Annotated in this window: 15 protein-coding genes; 9 read left to right on the forward strand and 6 right to left on the reverse strand. The window is 72.5% G+C overall.

Translation table 11 applies throughout. The features are described from left to right. From G5C51_RS12160 to G5C51_RS12170, 3 genes are all read left to right on the forward strand, one after another. A partial coding sequence (locus G5C51_RS12160) for an MFS transporter (protein WP_476715131.1) occupies positions 1 to 660 on the forward strand: 660 nt, incomplete at its 5' end. 81 nt (positions 661 to 741) lie between these two features. Further along, a complete protein-coding gene (locus G5C51_RS12165; protein ID WP_165236345.1) occupies positions 742 to 2220 on the forward strand; it encodes a DNA-3-methyladenine glycosylase 2 family protein in 1479 nt (492 codons plus the stop codon). Between the two features lie 8 nt (positions 2221 to 2228). Next, positions 2229 to 2720 carry a methylated-DNA--[protein]-cysteine S-methyltransferase gene (locus G5C51_RS12170; RefSeq protein WP_165236347.1) on the forward strand — a complete coding sequence of 164 codons (492 nt, stop codon included), beginning with the start codon at positions 2229 to 2231 and terminating at the stop codon, positions 2718 to 2720. A 13-nt stretch (positions 2721 to 2733) separates the two neighbouring features. Here the strand turns inward: G5C51_RS12170 and G5C51_RS12175 are convergent, their stop codons facing one another. Further along, positions 2734 to 4149, reverse strand: a complete 1416-nt coding sequence (locus G5C51_RS12175; protein WP_165236349.1) for an outer membrane protein assembly factor BamB family protein — start codon at positions 4147 to 4149, stop codon at positions 2734 to 2736. A gap of 68 nt (positions 4150 to 4217) precedes the next feature. Continuing rightward, positions 4218 to 5933 carry a BCCT family transporter gene (locus G5C51_RS12180; RefSeq protein WP_165236351.1) on the reverse strand — a complete coding sequence of 572 codons (1716 nt, stop codon included), beginning with the start codon at positions 5931 to 5933 and terminating at the stop codon, positions 4218 to 4220. A gap of 113 nt (positions 5934 to 6046) precedes the next feature. Here G5C51_RS12180 and G5C51_RS12185 point away from each other — a divergent pair, with 113 nt between their 5' ends. Further along, complete coding sequence (locus G5C51_RS12185) at positions 6047 to 7192, forward strand: glycerate kinase (RefSeq protein ID WP_338118108.1); 1146 nt, start codon at positions 6047 to 6049, stop codon at positions 7190 to 7192. Positions 7193 to 7235: 43 nt separating this feature from the next. Here the strand turns inward: G5C51_RS12185 and G5C51_RS12190 are convergent, their stop codons facing one another. Both G5C51_RS12190 and G5C51_RS12195 read right to left on the reverse strand, forming a co-directional pair. After that, a complete protein-coding gene (locus G5C51_RS12190) occupies positions 7236 to 7424 on the reverse strand; it encodes a hypothetical protein (protein WP_165236355.1) in 189 nt (62 codons plus the stop codon). A gap of 72 nt (positions 7425 to 7496) precedes the next feature. After that, positions 7497 to 8690, reverse strand: coding sequence for an RsbRD N-terminal domain-containing protein (locus G5C51_RS12195; RefSeq protein ID WP_165236357.1), 1194 nt, complete (start codon positions 8688 to 8690; stop codon positions 7497 to 7499). Between the two features lie 155 nt (positions 8691 to 8845). Between G5C51_RS12195 and G5C51_RS12200 the strand changes: the two genes are divergently transcribed. From G5C51_RS12200 to G5C51_RS12220, 5 genes are read left to right on the forward strand one after another with little or no spacing between them, the layout of a single operon-like run. Further along, the gene (locus tag G5C51_RS12200) at positions 8846 to 9646 is read left to right on the forward strand and encodes an ABC transporter ATP-binding protein (protein ID WP_165236359.1); all 801 of its coding nucleotides are present in this window, start codon (positions 8846 to 8848) and stop codon (positions 9644 to 9646) included. Beyond that, the gene (locus tag G5C51_RS12205) at positions 9643 to 10485 is read left to right on the forward strand and encodes an ATP-binding cassette domain-containing protein (protein WP_165236361.1); all 843 of its coding nucleotides are present in this window, start codon (positions 9643 to 9645) and stop codon (positions 10483 to 10485) included. The genes G5C51_RS12200 and G5C51_RS12205 overlap by 4 nt, the downstream gene beginning before the upstream one ends. After that, a complete protein-coding gene (locus tag G5C51_RS12210) occupies positions 10482 to 11372 on the forward strand; it encodes a branched-chain amino acid ABC transporter permease (RefSeq protein ID WP_165236363.1) in 891 nt (296 codons plus the stop codon). The genes G5C51_RS12205 and G5C51_RS12210 overlap by 4 nt, the downstream gene beginning before the upstream one ends. Next, positions 11365 to 12420, forward strand: coding sequence for an ABC transporter permease subunit (locus G5C51_RS12215; protein WP_165236365.1), 1056 nt, complete (start codon positions 11365 to 11367; stop codon positions 12418 to 12420). The genes G5C51_RS12210 and G5C51_RS12215 overlap by 8 nt, the downstream gene beginning before the upstream one ends. Next, the gene (locus G5C51_RS12220; RefSeq protein ID WP_165236367.1) at positions 12401 to 13675 is read left to right on the forward strand and encodes an ABC transporter substrate-binding protein; all 1275 of its coding nucleotides are present in this window, start codon (positions 12401 to 12403) and stop codon (positions 13673 to 13675) included. Before G5C51_RS12215 ends, G5C51_RS12220 begins: the two co-directional genes overlap by 20 nt. Here the strand turns inward: G5C51_RS12220 and G5C51_RS12225 are convergent. Further along, on the reverse strand, positions 13672 to 14358 hold the full coding sequence (locus G5C51_RS12225; RefSeq protein WP_165236369.1) for an RNase H family protein: 687 nt from the start codon (positions 14356 to 14358) through the stop codon (positions 13672 to 13674). The two genes, G5C51_RS12220 and G5C51_RS12225, sit on opposite strands and share 4 nt — an antisense overlap. After that, complete coding sequence (locus tag G5C51_RS12230; RefSeq protein ID WP_165236371.1) at positions 14351 to 14935, reverse strand: TetR/AcrR family transcriptional regulator; 585 nt, start codon at positions 14933 to 14935, stop codon at positions 14351 to 14353. The genes G5C51_RS12225 and G5C51_RS12230 overlap by 8 nt, the downstream gene beginning before the upstream one ends. Positions 14936 to 14943 lie beyond the last annotated feature (8 nt).

Raw genomic sequence — 14943 nt, forward strand, 5'->3', positions numbered from 1 at the left:
CCCCGCGCCACCGGCCGCCCCTCCATCGCCGCGACCTGGGCCACCAACCGCCTCCTGTGGTCCTCCCGCCCGCGCCGGTACGTCTACCTGGCGCTCTGGCTCCCCAACGGCCTGATCGTCGGCTGCGAATCCCTGTTCGTCTCGTACGAGCCCCGGCACGCGGGCGTCCTCTTCGCCGCCGCGGCCGCGGGCATGCTGACCGGCGACATCATCGGCGGCCGCTTCGTACCGCAAGGCCGCAGGGCGCGGCTCGGGGTGCGGATGCTGATCCTGCTCGCCGCCCCGTACCTGATCTTCGCCCTGCACCCACCCCTCTTCCTCGCCGCGGCACTGGCCGCGATCGCCTCGGTCGGCTTCTGCGCCAGCCTGATGCAGCAGGAACGCCTGATGTCCCTCACCCCTGACGAACTGAGCGGGCACGCCTTCGGCCTCCACTCGTCGGGCATGCTGACGATGCAGGCCGTCGCCGCGGCCCTGGCGGGGGCCATCGCCGAGTGGACGTCGCCGGGGACGGCGATGACGATCATGGCGGCGGCATCGCTTACGGTGACGGCGGCGCTGGCTCCCGGACTCGCCGTCCGGGGGCAGGCGTCCCGCATGGCGGGACGGGTGGGTCCGGACGGCACCGCACCCGCCGACGCAACCGGCACCGGGCACTAGCCGGCGCGCCACCCGCCCCCACCCACCGTCATGTCGGATTCTCGCTAGCTTTAGGCCCCAGCCTCAGCAAGGCTGGGGTTCATGCACACCGACACCGAGCGCTGCGTCCGCGCCGTCCAGTCCAAGGACGCCCGGTTCGACGGATGGTTCTTCACCGCCGTCCTCACCACCGGCATCTACTGCCGGCCCAGCTGCCCGGTGGTGCCGCCGAAGCCCGAGAACATGCGGTTCTACCCGAGCGCGGCCGCCGCCCAGCTGGCCGGCTTCCGGGCCTGCAAGCGCTGCCGTCCGGACACCAGCCCGGGCTCTCCGGAGTGGAACGTCCGCGCCGACCTCACCGCCCGCGCCATGCGCCTGATCGCCGACGGCGTCGTCGACCGCGATGGCGTGCCGGGCCTCGCCGGCCAGCTCGGCTACAGCACCCGCCAGATCGAGCGGCAGCTGAACGCCGAGCTCGGCGCCGGCCCCCTCGCCCTCGCCCGCGCCCAGCGCGCCCAGACCGCCCGCATCCTCATCGAGACCAGCGACCTCCCCATGTCGGACGTCGCCTTCGCGGCGGGCTTCTCCTCGATCCGTACCTTCAACGACACCGTCCAGGAGGTCTTCGCCCTCGCCCCGTCCGAGCTGCGCCGCCGGGCCGCGACCCGTAAGCAGCCCGCCGCCGCCCCCGGCGTGATCTCCCTCCGCCTGCCCTTCCGCAAGCCGCTCACCCCCGACAACCTCTTCGGCCACCTGGTCGCCACCGCCGTCCCCGGCGTCGAGGAGTGGCGCGACGGGTCGTACCGGCGCACCCTCGCCCTCCCGTACGGGCACGGCACCGCCGCGCTCACCCCGCACCCGGACCACATCGAGTGCCGGCTCGCGCTGACCGACCAGCGCGACCTGGCCATCGCGATCACCCGCTGCCGCCGCATGCTCGACCTGGACGCCGACCCCGAGGCGATCGACGAACAGCTCTCCACCGACCCGCAGATGGCCGAACTGGTGGCGAAAGCGCCGGGCCGGCGGGTGCCGCGGACCGTGGACGGGGAGGAGTTCGCGGTACGGGCCGTGCTCGGGCAGCAGGTCTCCACGGCCGCCGCCCGCACCCACGCCGCCAGACTGGTCAAAGCACACGGCACCCCCGTCGAGGACCCCTTCGGCGGCGGCCTCACCCACCTCTTCCCCGATGTCCACGAGCTCGCCGCCCTCGACCCCGAGGCGCTCGCGATGCCGAAGTCCCGGCGTACGACCCTGACCACCCTCATCGCCGCCCTCGCCGACGGCGAGCTCGACCTCGGCGGTGGCAGCGACTGGACCAAGGCCCGCGAGCAGCTCGCGGCGCTGCCCGGCATCGGGCCCTGGACCATCGAGGTCATCGCGATGCGCGGGCTCGGCGACCCGGACGCCTTCACCGCCACCGACCTGGGCGTACGCAAGGCGGCCGAAGCCCTCGGCCTGCCCTCATCGCCCGCCGCCCTCACCCGGCACGCCGAGGCGTGGCAGCCCTGGCGGGCCTACGCGGTCCAGTACCTGTGGGCCACCGACGACCACCCCATCAACCTCATGCCTACGGAGTGACCTCAGACATGCGCACCCACACCGTCACCGACAGCCCGTGCGGCCCGCTCACCCTCGTGGCCGAGGACGGCGAGCTGACCGGCCTCTACATGACCGAGCAGCGGCACCGGCCGGGGGAGGAGACCTTCGGCGAGCGGGCCGACGCCTCCGAGGCCCCGTTCGCGGCGGCGATCGCCCAGCTCACGGCGTACTTCGCGGGTGAGCGGACCGACTTCGACCTGCCGCTGAAGATGACCGGCACCGCCTTCCAGCAGCGCGTCTGGAAGGAGCTCCAGGCGATCCCGTACGGCGAGACCATCAGCTACGGCGAGCTCGCCGAACGCATCGGCAACCCGGCCGCCTCCCGCGCCGTCGGCCTCGCCAACGGCAAGAACCCGATCGGCGTCATCGTCCCCTGCCACCGCGTCGTCGGCGCCAACGGCAGCATGACCGGCTACGGCGGCGGCCTCGAGCGCAAGCAGCTGCTGCTGGCGCTGGAGCAGGAGGCAGCGGGGTCCTGACCGCAGGCGGCGGTCACATGCCGCGCTCCTCGATCCGGTGTTCCACGGAGACGAGCTGGTTGCCGAACCGGCCGACCAGGCCCGGGCCCGCGTCCATCAGCTGCGGCTGGGCGCCGGCCACCGCACGCGGGTCGGGCAGGGCGAGCTTCCGGCGGGAGAGCGGCGTGCCGTTCGCCGGATCCACGGCGAAGAGCTCGGCGTCCGGGGTCAGGATGTACGTCCCGAGCATCGTCATCACGACCGCGGGCGTCCGCCGGCCCCACGATCCGGCGTCCATGTCCGACGGGGGTCGGAAGGTCCAGAGCCTCGTGCCGCCGGCCGCCCGGACCGCCGTGACGCTGCCGTCCGGGCCCGGAAAAGCGATGGTGCCGCTGTAGTCGTGAAAGCTGGGCTGCCGGGCGGCGGTCTCGGGGAACGGGTGGCTGCGGGCAGGCTGCAGATTCTCCGGCATGTCGCCCGGGGGCAGCGGGTTGACGATGTCCACCCGGTGGTAGCGCTTGACCGGCTTCCCGATGTCCTCGGGCCGGTATGCGGCGAAGTACAGCTTGGCCCCGCGGGAACCGAGGAATTCGGTGCTGCGGGGCAGCGTGGCGAGCGGGTAGGGCTGGTTGCTCTGCGGGTCGACGCCGATGAGGCGGAGGGTGTCGGACGTATCACCCGGTGCCGGCGGGCACAGGAACGACGGTTTGTAGATGCTCGAGACCGGGGTGCACTCCTGCCCAGGGTCCGCGGGGTAGTCGGTGCTCCACAGGTACCGTCCGGTCTTCAGGTCGAAGCCGCCCATGGCGGGGTACTGCTCCGTCTGGGCGTAGAGCGTGTCGAAGCCGGGCTTCGCGGTCCGCGCGCCTGTGGCTTCGTCCGCGAGCTCCTGCTTCCAGACCTGCTTGCCGGTGCGCCGGTCGAGAGCCGCCACGTTCGCTCCCGGGGCCGCGCCGGGGCCGCGGGAGCGGACGGCGAAGACCATGTCCTTACGGACTCCCAGCGGGGCGACCCGCGGTGCGGGGGCCTTGCCGGACGCCGCGGAGGGGAGCTTCCACCGCACCTGGCCCGTCGGCGTCCAGATCCGGATGGCGTCGTAGCCGGCGCCGTTGCAGTAGACGGAGTTCCCGTCCGCGGAGCACAGTGCGTCGCCCCGTACCGGCAGCGTCATCGACCACTCGGGGCCGCGCGGGCGGGGGCGCGGCTCGTCGGAGTCGGGCAGGCCGAGGGCCAGCAGGAATCCGGTGGCCATGGCTATGAGGGCGAGCGTCGTTCCGATCAGGACGCGGTGTCTTCGCCCGCGGTCCGCGCCGGTGCCGGCGGGCTTGGCGTCGACGGGTGCGGGAGCGGCTGTGGGCCGGGCATCCTCGGGCCCTCGCGCGTCTTCCGGCCCCGCATCCGCGCCCTTGCCCGCTCGCGCCCCCGCACCCGCAGCGTCCTTGATCCCCACCCGCGCCCCCCTCGCTTCCGGAGGGGGAAGCTTACGGCTCCGCGCAAACTCCAGGCACCCCGGCGGCCTCAGCCCTCCTCGTCCCGCCCCCTGATCGCCGCCGCGGCCCGTCGCAGGCGATAGTGCCGCTGCGGCCCGCGGCCGCCGCCCTGCTGTTCGTCGATCGCCTCGCCCACCATCGCGCGTACGGCGTCCTTGAGGCCGTGCATCGCGTGGTGCCGGGGCGGTCCCGCGCCCGGGTCGTCGCGCAACTCCTTGAGCAAGGCCCAGACGACGACCAGCATCACGACCACGAAGGGCAGCGCCACCAGGATCGTCGCCGTCTGCAGCGAGTTCAGCCCGCCGGCGACCAGCAGCACCGCCGCCACCGCGGCCATCAGCACGCCCCAGGCCACGCTCACCCAGGTCTGCGGGTGCAGCGCGCCGCGCGACGTCAGCGAGCCCATCACCAGCGACGCCGAGTCGGCGCTGGTGACGAAGTACGTCATCACCAGCACGATCGCGATCCAGGAGGTGACGACCCCCAGCGGCAGCGCCTTCAGCAGCGCGAAGAGCGAGGCCTCGGCGCCGTCCTTGGCGGCCGTCGCCATGTCGGCGGTGCCCTTCTGGTCCAGCCGGATCGCGCTGCCGCCCATGGTGCAGAACCACACGATCGTCGCGCTCGACGGCACCAGCAGCACCCCGAGCAGGAACTCCCGGATCGTGCGGCCGCGCGAGATCCGCGCGAGGAAGGTGCCCACGAACGGGGCCCAGGACAGCCACCACGCCCAGTAGAAGATCGTCCACGTGCCGAGCCAGGAGGCGTCGGTGAAGGCCCCGGTGCGGGTGGACATCTGCAGCAGGTGGTCCATGTAGCTGCCGACGGACGCCGGGATGCTGTCGAGGATGTACACGGTCGGGCCGAAGATGAAGACGAACGCCATCAGCAGCGCGGCCAGCGCGATGTTGATGGTGCTCAGCCACTTCACGCCCTTGTTGAGACCGCTCATGGCCGAGACGACGAAGGCCGCGGAGAGCGACGCGATGATGATCAGGCTCAGGGCGGTGGAGGCCTTCACCCCGGCGGTGAGGTTGAGGCCTTCCGCGATCTGCAGGGCGCCGAGGCCGAGGCTGGTCGCGGTGCCGAAGACGGTGGCGAAGACGGCGAGCAGGTCGACGCAGCGGCCGGGCCAGCCGTCGGCGCGCCGCTCGCCGATCAGCGGGACCAGGACGGCGCTGATGCGGTTGCCGCGGCCCTTGCGGTACGCGGCGTAGGCGAGGGCCAGGGCGGTGATGCCGTAGATCGCCCACGGGTGCAGGGTCCAGTGGAAGAACGAGTACTCCATCGCGGCCCGCGCGGCGGCGTCGGTCTGCGGCTGGGCGCCGGAGGACGGCGGCGGGTCCACGTAATGCTGCAGCGGCTCGCCGACGCCGAAGAACATCAGGCCGATGCCCATCCCGGCGCTGAACATCATCGCGATCCACGCCAGATTGTTGAACTCCGGCTCCTCGCCGTCCTTGCCGAGCCGCAGCCGCCCGTAGCGGCTGAGCGCGATCACCACGCACAGGACGAGGAAGAGGTCGGCGGCGACGACGAACAGCCAGCCGAAGTTCTTCAGCACCCAGGCGAGGGCCGTGCTCGACGAGCTGTCGAGGGAGTCCTTGCCGAAAGCGCCCCAGGCCACGACGGCCAGCACGACGAGGGCGCCGATGACGAAAACGGGCCAGTCCGGCGGCTGTGGCTGCGATCGAGGCGGCTCGGGTGGCTCCTCCGTCGGGGGCGCAGCGGTCTCGACGGTACTCATGTCGCCCCACTATGGTGCGCTATGTCCGTGATGTCGCCTCTGGCGCGCCGAACGTGGTGCCGGATAGTGTCGGCTCCGGCGCGACTGCACGTTCGACAGTAAGGAAATGCAAGGTGGCGGACGGAGCAGTGAACCGCGTGCTGATCGCCGCGGACAAGTTCAAGGGATCCCTCACGGCCGTACAGGTCGCGGAGCGGGTCACGGCCGGGCTGCGCAAGGCGGCGCCCGGGGTGTCCGTGGAGGCGCTGCCCGTCGCGGACGGCGGTGACGGCACGGTGGCCGCGGCGGTGGCCGGCGGCTTCGAGCGCCGCGAACTCGAGGTGACCGGGCCGGTCGGCGCGCCGGTCACGGCGGCGTACGCGCTGCGCGGCGACACGGCGGTGGTGGAGATGGCCGAGGCCTCGGGCCTGGCGCATCTCCCGGACGGCGTCTTCGCGCCGCTGACCGCCACCACGTACGGCAGCGGCGAGCTGCTGCGCGCGGCGCTGGACGCGGGTGCGCGCACCATCGTCTTCGGCGTCGGCGGCAGCGCGACCACGGACGGCGGCGCCGGGATGCTGGCGGCGCTGGGCGCCCGCTTCCTGGACGCGGACGGCGAGCCGGTGGCGCCGGGCGGCGGTCCGCTGCGCGATCTGGCGTCGGCGGATCTGTCGGGCCTGGACCCGCGCTTCGCGGACGTGGATCTCGTCCTCGCGAGCGACGTCGACAATCCCCTGACCGGGCCGAAGGGCGCGCCCGCGGTCTACGGGCCGCAGAAGGGCGCCTCCGAGGAGGACGTGGCGACGCTGGACGCGGCGCTCGCCCACTTCGCCGAGGTGCTGGCCGAGGCGATCGGCCCCAAGGCGACCGAGCTGGCGCTCCAGCCCGGCGCCGGCGCCGCGGGCGGCATCGGCTACGGCGCGCTGGTGGGCCTCGGGGCCCGCTTCCGCCCCGGCATCGAGGTGATGCTGGACGTCCTCGGCTTCGCCCCGGCCCTGGACCGCGCCGACCTGGTGATCACGGGCGAGGGCTCGCTCGACTTCCAGACCCTGCACGGCAAGGCCCCGGCGGGCGTCGCCGCGGCGGCCCGTAAAGCCGGCAAGCCGGTGGTGGCGGTCTGCGGCCGCCTCGCGATCGACGAGTCCGCGCTGCACGGCGCGGGCATCGAGCGCGCCTACGCCCTCGCCGCGCTGGAGCCGGACCCGGCGAAGTCGATGTCCCAGGCCGGTCCGCTGCTCGAACAGGCCGCTGAGCAGCTGGGCCGGGATTATCTGAGCTGACCCGGCCGTGAGGGCCCCTACGCTGGGGCCCTCGCGGACGGCTTTACGGCGTTGCCGTGGCGGATGTCTTCGATGGCTGCGACGGCTGCTCCGTCCGGTGCTCGCCGCCGGGCCGGGTGACCCAGCCCAGGCAGAGCGCCAGCGCCACGGTCGCGATCAGGCCGGCCCGCAGCCGCGGATCGGCGAAGTCCCGGCGCCATTGCCCGCCGGTGGCTATCTTCTCTTCAGGCAACGCAGTTCCCCCTGTACGTGCATGGTCAGACCCCCTCATCGCGCGGTGGTCAGCCGCGACGATCAAGTGCCGTTACTCAACAGCATCCTCGCCGGTGAGCCGGTACGCGTCCAGCGCCAGCGTGATCTCCGTCAGATCGCGTGGCCGGGACAGCGAGCGCGATGTCAGCTGCTCCACCCGGCGCAGCCGGTTGAAGACTGTATTGCGGTGGCAGTACAGGCGCGTGGCCGCCCGCCCCGCGGAGCCGCTGCACTCCAGCCACGCGTCCAGGGTCTCCAGCAGCACCGCCCGGTCCGTCGCCTCCAGCGCCATCAGCTCGCCGAAGACGTCGGCCACCAGCAGCCGCGCCAGCTCCGGCTGGCTCACCACGAAGGCGGCCGGCAACCGCCGGTCCAGGCGGACCACTTCCGTCGAGCCCGCCGGCACCGTCCGCAGCGCCAGCTCCGCCCACCGCCGCGCCCGGCCCAGCTCCGTAAGACCGCCGACGACCGGGCTGATCCCGCCCGGTCCCGCCGAGCGCGCCGCCACCGCGGCCGCCAGCTCCGCCGTGCCCGCCGCCTCGCCCAGCGCGACCAGGCCCACCTCCGAGTCCGGCCGGATCCGCCACAGGAACCGCATCCCGCCCGGCTCCCCGAACACCCCGTGCTCGGCGCCCCGCAACACCACCACCGCGTACCGCCCCCGCACCGGCAGATCCAGCGCCGCCGCCGCGCGCTGCGCCAGCTCCGGCTCCGCGCCGCCCGCCAGCAGCGCGTCCAGCAGCGCCTGCACCCGCTCGTCCGTGCGGCGGCGCAGCTCGCGCTCCGTCGCCCGGTAGGCGTCCGTCACCGTCGCGGTCTGCCGGTCGGTGCCCGCCCAGATCACCGTCGCCGTGTGCCCGAGCAGCGGCAGCGCCTCTGGGTCCTTCGCCGTGACGATGTCCAGCAGCGTCTCCCAGACCAGATAACCGGCATGCCGGTACGCGTAGAGCAGCAGCTCCAGCGGCAGCCCTTGCTCGGCGCGGCAACGCCCCAGCTCCGCCGCGTACTCGAGGTCCCGCCGCGTCCCCTCGCGGGAGGTCACGATCGCCTCGATGCCGTAGCGCAGCGCCGCGTCGATCTGCCGCCAGTGCTCGTCCCGCGGCACCGCGAGGTCGTATTGCGGCGAGTGCGCGATCAGCTCCTCCAGTAGGCGGTCGGTGAGTTCAGGAACCCGGCTCGCCAGCTCGTCCGAGGCGCTGAGCAGCACCTCCCACTCCCGTTCCGTGCGCGCTCTCAAAACGGCCACGCCGTCAAGATGGCAGGCATTGTGCGCATGCACAATCGTCCGGTTTCACGGGTGTTCACGGGCAGCGATTCCGGCGCCAGCCGTGGACGCGCGGCGCCGCCCGGTGTTGTGGTATCCGCACTCCCGGTGAAACTTCTCAGTAACAAGGAGCGCCGATGCCGCACGCCGCCTTGCAAGTAGGCGCGCTGACCGCTGGATACGGACCTGTGCGGGCGCTGCGGGAGGTGACACTCACCGTCGGCGACGGCGCCGTGGTGGCTGTGCTCGGGGGCAACGGCGCAGGAAAGACGACGCTGTTGCGGGCCATCTCACGGACGCTCGGCTTCCACGGTGGAGCGGTCGCCGGGGGCGAGATCAGCTTCGGGGAGACCCGCCTGGACCGGCTCGCCGCGCCGGAGGTCGTCGCGGCCGGAGTGGTTCAAGTGCCCGAGGGGCGGCGCGTGTTCGCCCGCATGACCGTCGCCGACAATCTGCGGGCGGGTGCGCTCGGCGCCCCGCGCGGCTCCCGGTCCGTATCGCTGGAGCGGGTGCACGACCTCTTCCCGGTCCTGCTGGAGCGGGCCGCGCAGCCCGCCGGGCTGCTCTCCGGCGGCGAGCAGCAGATGCTCGCCCTGGCCCGCGGCCTGATGGCGCAGCCCAAGCTGCTGCTGCTCGACGAGCCCACCCTCGGCCTGGCCCCGCTCGCCGCCGAGCGGATCGCCGAGCGGATCCGCGAGATCAACCGGCAGGGCACCTCGGTGCTGCTGGTCGAGCAGAACGCGGCCATCGCGCTGCGGGTCGCCTCCGAGGCGTACGTCCTGGAGACCGGCCGGGTCGCCCTCTCCGGACCGGCCGCCGAACTCGCCGCCTCGGACGAGGTCCGCAGACGCTACCTGGGCGTCGTCGATGAGGACGCGGCCGCGGACGCCGAACGGATCGCGGACGCGGCCCCGGTGCTGCGGAGGTGGCAGCCGTGACCGAGGATGCCCCCGAGAAGACCGCGGACGCCCCCGGGCAGACCCCGAGCCTCGAAGTCCGCGACCTCACCGTCCGCTTCGCCGGCCTCACCGCCCTCGACGCGGTGTCCTTCACCGTCGCCCCCGGCAGCCTGCACGCCGTCATCGGCCCCAACGGCGCCGGGAAATCCACCTGCTTCAACGTCCTGTCCGGGGTCTACCGCGCCTCCGCGGGGCACGTCCACTTCGGCCCCGACGAGCTCACCGGCCTGCCCCCGCACCGCATCGCGGCCCTCGGCGTGGCCCGTACCTTCCAGAACATCGCCCTGCCCCCGTACGCCACCGTCGCCGACTCCCTCATGCTCGGCCGCCACCGCCTCACCAAGGCGGGCTTCCTGGCCGCGGGCCTGCGGCTGCCGTCCGCGGCCCGGGAGGCGGAGCGGCACCGCGAACGGGTGCAGGAGATCGCCGAGTTCACCGGTCTGGAGCGCTATCTGGACCACCCCGCAGCCGCGCTCCCGTACGGGCTGCAGAAGCTCGTCGAGCTCGGCCGGGCGCTGTGCATGGAGCCGCGGCTGCTGCTGCTCGACGAGCCGGTCGCTGGAATGACCTCGGACGAGCGGCGCCGCACCGCCGCAGTCATCGCGGGAGTACGGGAGGGCCTCGGGATCTCCGTCGTCCTGGTGGAACACGACATGGGGGTGGTCATGCGCCTCGCCGACGAGGTGACCGTGCTCGACTTCGGCCGCCGCATCGCGAGCGGGCCGCCCGCCGAGGTGCAGCGCGACCCTGAGGTCGTCCGCGCGTATCTGGGCGACACCAACAACTCCGAGGACGCAGAAGAAGGTGTGACCTCATGACCACCTTCTTCGAGTTGCTGATCAGCGGCATTTCGCTGGGCGCCGTCTACGCCCTCATCGCCCTCGGCTTCGTCGTCATCTTCCGCGCCACCGAGGTCGTGAACTTCGCGCACGCGTCGCTGCTGTTCGCCGGCGGCTATGTGACCGCGCTGCTCACCGACGACATCGGCTTCTGGGCGGCGCTCATCGTCGGCATCGCGGGCGCGGCGGTGGTCGGGTCGCTGGTGGAGTTCCTGGTCATACGGCGCTACCGGGGCCGCGACCACAGCGTCCTCGCGATCGTCACCATCGGCGTCGATATCGTGCTGCTCACCGATCTGACCCGGCGGATCGGCACCGACGTGCTCCCGCTCGGCGACCCCTGGGGCGACAAGATCGTGCAGATCGGCCCGCTGGCCATACCGGAGACCCGGATCGCCGCGCTGCTCACCGCCGCCCTCGTCATCGCCGTCTTCCTGCTCGCCTTCCGCTACACGTCCTGGGGCGTGGCCATGCGCGCCGCCGCCGAGGACCGGGAGGCGGCGGCGCTGATGGGCGTACGACTCGGGCGGGTGTCGCTGTCGGCGTGGGCGGTGGCGGGGGCGCTGGCGGCGATAGCCGCGCTCTTCCTCACCGTCTTCCCCACGCCGGGCCTGGAACGCAACACCTCCCTCGTAGCGCTGAAAGCCTTCCCGGCCGCCATCATCGGCGGCCTCGACTCGACGACGGGCGCGCTGGCGGGCGGCCTCATCGTCGGCGTCACGGAGGCGATGGTCACCGGCTACCAGGACGAACTGTCCTTCCTGGGCCGCGGCCTCGGCGAGGTGGCCCCGTACCTGGTCATGCTGCTGATCCTGCTGGCGCGCCCGGCCGGGCTGTTCGGGACGAGGGAGCTGACCCGTGTCTAGCCGCATCCGGATCGGACTCATCGCCGCCGGCGCCCTGGTCCTCCTCGCCCTCCCCTTCTACGTCGACCGCTTCTGGCTGCAGGCCGGCCTCTTCGCGATGGCGGCGTCGATCGGCGCCATCGGCCTTAACCTCCTCACCGGCGCCACCGGCCAGCTCTCCCTCGGCCACGCCTTCTTCCTCGCCGTCGGCGCCTACGGCTACTGCGCCCTGGCCGACATCGTCCCCACCGCGCTCGCCGCCATCGGCGCGGTGCTGGTCGCGGGCGCCGCCGGGGGCCTGCTCAGCCCGATCGCCGGGCGGCTCAGCGGCGCGTATCTGGGCATCGCCACCCTGGCCCTGATCTTCATCGGCCAGCATGTGCTCTTCAACGCCTCCGACCTCACCGGCGGTTACAACGGCCGCGACGTGCCCGCGCTGAACATCTTCGGCCTCAGCTTCGACGACACCGAGACGGTCGTCCTCGCCGTCCCGTTCGAGTCGATGGAGAAGCTCTGGTACGCGGGCCTGCTGCTCCTCGCGGCCTGCGCCCTCTTCGCCCGCGGCGTGCTGCGCGGCCGCCCGGGCCGGGCCATGAACGCCATCCGCGACCACCGGGTCGCCGCCGGCGTGATGGGCGTGCCGGTGGCGCGGCTGCGGGCCTGGGTCTTCGTCCTGTCGTCGATGTACGCGGGCCTGGCGGGCGTGTTGCTGGCCCTGATCGTGCAGCGGACGACTCCCGAATACTTCGGCTTCGCGCTCTCCCTCGAGTACCTCGCCATGATCGTGATCGGCGGCCTCGGCTCGGTCGCGGGCGCGGTGCTCGGCGCCGTCTTCGTATCGCTGCTGCCGCAACTCTTCGACCGCTACAGCGAATCGCTGCCGCTCGTCTCCGCCTCCGGCACCGGCGGCATCGCCCCCGGCGAAGCGTCCTCGTACCTCTACGGCGCCGCCGTCGTGGCGGTGGTGCTGTTCCTGCCCGGCGGTCTGGTCCGGCTGGGCTCGGCAGCCACCCCACGCGCCCTCACCCTCAGGAAGAAGGAGCCGACCGATGAAAGCGCACCCGCGTAGATCAGCAGTGGTGGCGGTGGCAGCGATCCTCGCCCTCACCGCGGCAGGCTGCAGCAGCAAGGCGAAGGACGACGACGGCGACACCGGCGGTGGCAAGGGCGCGGGCGCGCTCAAGACCGGCGACGGCGTCACCGCCACCACCATCCCGCTCGGCGTGCTCACCGACATGACCGGGGTCTACGCCACCCTCGGCAAGAGCGTCACCCAGGCCCAGCAGCTGTACATGAAGCAGCTCAACGACGATGGCGGCATCTGCGGCCGCAAGGTCCAGCTGACGATCCGCGACCACGGGTACGACCCGCGCAAGGCGGTCTCGGCGTACACCGAGCTGGAGCCGAAGGTGCTGGGCTTCCCGCAGTTCATCGGCTCGCCGTTCGTCGCGGCGCAGAAGAAGCGCATCGACGGTACGGACAAGGGCCTGGTCATCCCGCAGGCCTGGTCGGCGAACCTGCTCGGCAGCGAGTCCATCCGGCAGATCGGCGCCACCTACGACTACGAGATGATCAATGCCGTCGACTGGCTGGTGAAGTCGAAGAAGGTCAAGTCCGGCGACAAGATCGGCCACGTCTACTTCGAGGGCGACTTCGGCGAGAACGCCCTCGCCGGTTCGAAGTACGCGGCCGACGAGGCCGGCCTCGAGGTCGTGGAACAGAAGATCAAGCCCACCGACCAGGACATGACGGCCCAGGTCACCGCGCTGAAGAAGGCCAAGGTGAAGGCCATCCTGATCAGCGCGGGCCCGGCCCAGTCGGCATCCCTGACGGGCGTTGCGGCAGCGGCGAACCTCCCGGTCCCGGTGGTCGGCAACAACCCGACCTTCGCCCCGCAGCTGCTGAAGACCCAGGCCGCCCCCGCGTTGCTGAAGAACTTCTACTTCCTCGCCTCCACGCTGCCGATCGGCGACAAGGGCTCGGGCCCGGCGGAACTCGCCAAGACCTACTCGGCCGAGTACAAGGGCGACCTGCTCGACAACGGCATCATCGCCGGCTGGGCCGCGGCCGACGTCTTCGCCAAGGCCCTGGAGGGAGCCTGCAAGGACAAGAACCTCACCCGCGAAGGCGTCCGCAAGGCGCTGCTGTCGATGAAGTCCTACGAGGAGGGCTTCGGCATCACCCACGACTTCTCCGACCCGGCGGCCCCGTCGACAAAGGAGAGCTACGTGCTGCGCCCGGACGACAAGGCAAAGGGCGGCATGGCAGTGGCGGAGAAGGCCTTCACCGCACCGGCGGTTGAGGGGTACACGCCGGAGGGCTAGTGGACCGCCGCGGCGCAGGCCTCGTGACCCCACCCCTCCGGGTTCTTCATGATGGTCTCGCCGCGGTCGTACGACTTCCCGCACCGGCAGCGGCCGGGGAACTTTGCCTTCACCGTGCCGCCGCCGGTGCGCCGCTTGGCGCCGGAGGCGGCGTTCGCGCGCGCCTTGGGGACCGACGCCTTCTTCGTCGGCGCGTCCGGCTCCGGCAACGCCGACCCGTAGGCGGAGCCGATCGCCTCCTGCGTCCGCGCCGCATAGCTCGCCGCGGCATCCGCGGCGGCGTTGTACGGGTCGCCGTCCACCTGATGCGCGGCCACGTAGACGAGCTCGACCTCGCGCCCGCTCAGCCGCTCGTCGATCGCGACGATCAACTCCTTGTTGGCCACCGGCTTTCCGGCCGCGGTCTTCCAGCCCCGCCGCCGCCACCCGGGCAGCCAGTCCCGCACCGCCTGCATCGCATACGTGGAGTCCATCCGGACCTGCAGCGGCACCGCCGCATCCGTCGACTCCAGCAGCCGCAACAGGGCGGTCAGCTCGGCGATGTTGTTCGTCGCGGTGCCGAGCGGCCCGGCCTCCCAGCGCTCGACGCCGCCATCGGCGCCCGCGATGGCCCAGCCCCAGGCGGCACGTCCAGGGTTACCTTTCGACGCGCCGTCGCACGCCGCGATGATCAAGTCAGTCACCGGGCGATTCTCCCATCCCGGCGACCGATTCCCGGACCGAGGCGGCGATCGCGTCGAGGCAGGCGGCGAAGTCCTGTTCCCCGCGGGCCTCGATCCAGCGCTCGAAGGCGTTCTGGAAGACGACCGTGGCGAGCTGCGCCACCAGCTTCGCGCGGTCGTCCGGCACCCCGCGCTGCCCCAGCGCATCGCGGATCGCGGCCCCGACCGCGGCGGTCTTGGTGCGCTCGCGCTCCTGGAGCTCCGGGCTGGCGTCGATCACGGCGCGGCGCTCGGCGATGTGGTCGAGGTCCTCGACGAGCCGGGTGCCGATCGGAGCGAGCGCGTCGAGAACCGCGGTCAGCGCAGGGGCGTCCGGATCGGCGGCGAGGACGGCCTCGGCCGCCGCGGGCGGCAGCTGCTCCGAGCCGGCGAAGAGCACCTCGCGCTTGTCGGGGTAGTAGCGGAAGAACGACCGCCTGGTGATCCCCGCGCGCTCCGCGATCTGGGTCACGGTCACCTGCTCGTATCCGTGCTCGCCGAAGAGCTCCAGCGCGGCCTTCTTCAGCCGCTCCTCCGTGCCGGGATCCCATCGCGCCATGGCCCCGA

This window comes from Streptomyces coryli (assembly GCF_011044975.1).
Taxonomy (GTDB): Bacteria; Actinomycetota; Actinomycetes; order Streptomycetales; family Streptomycetaceae; genus Streptomyces; species Streptomyces coryli.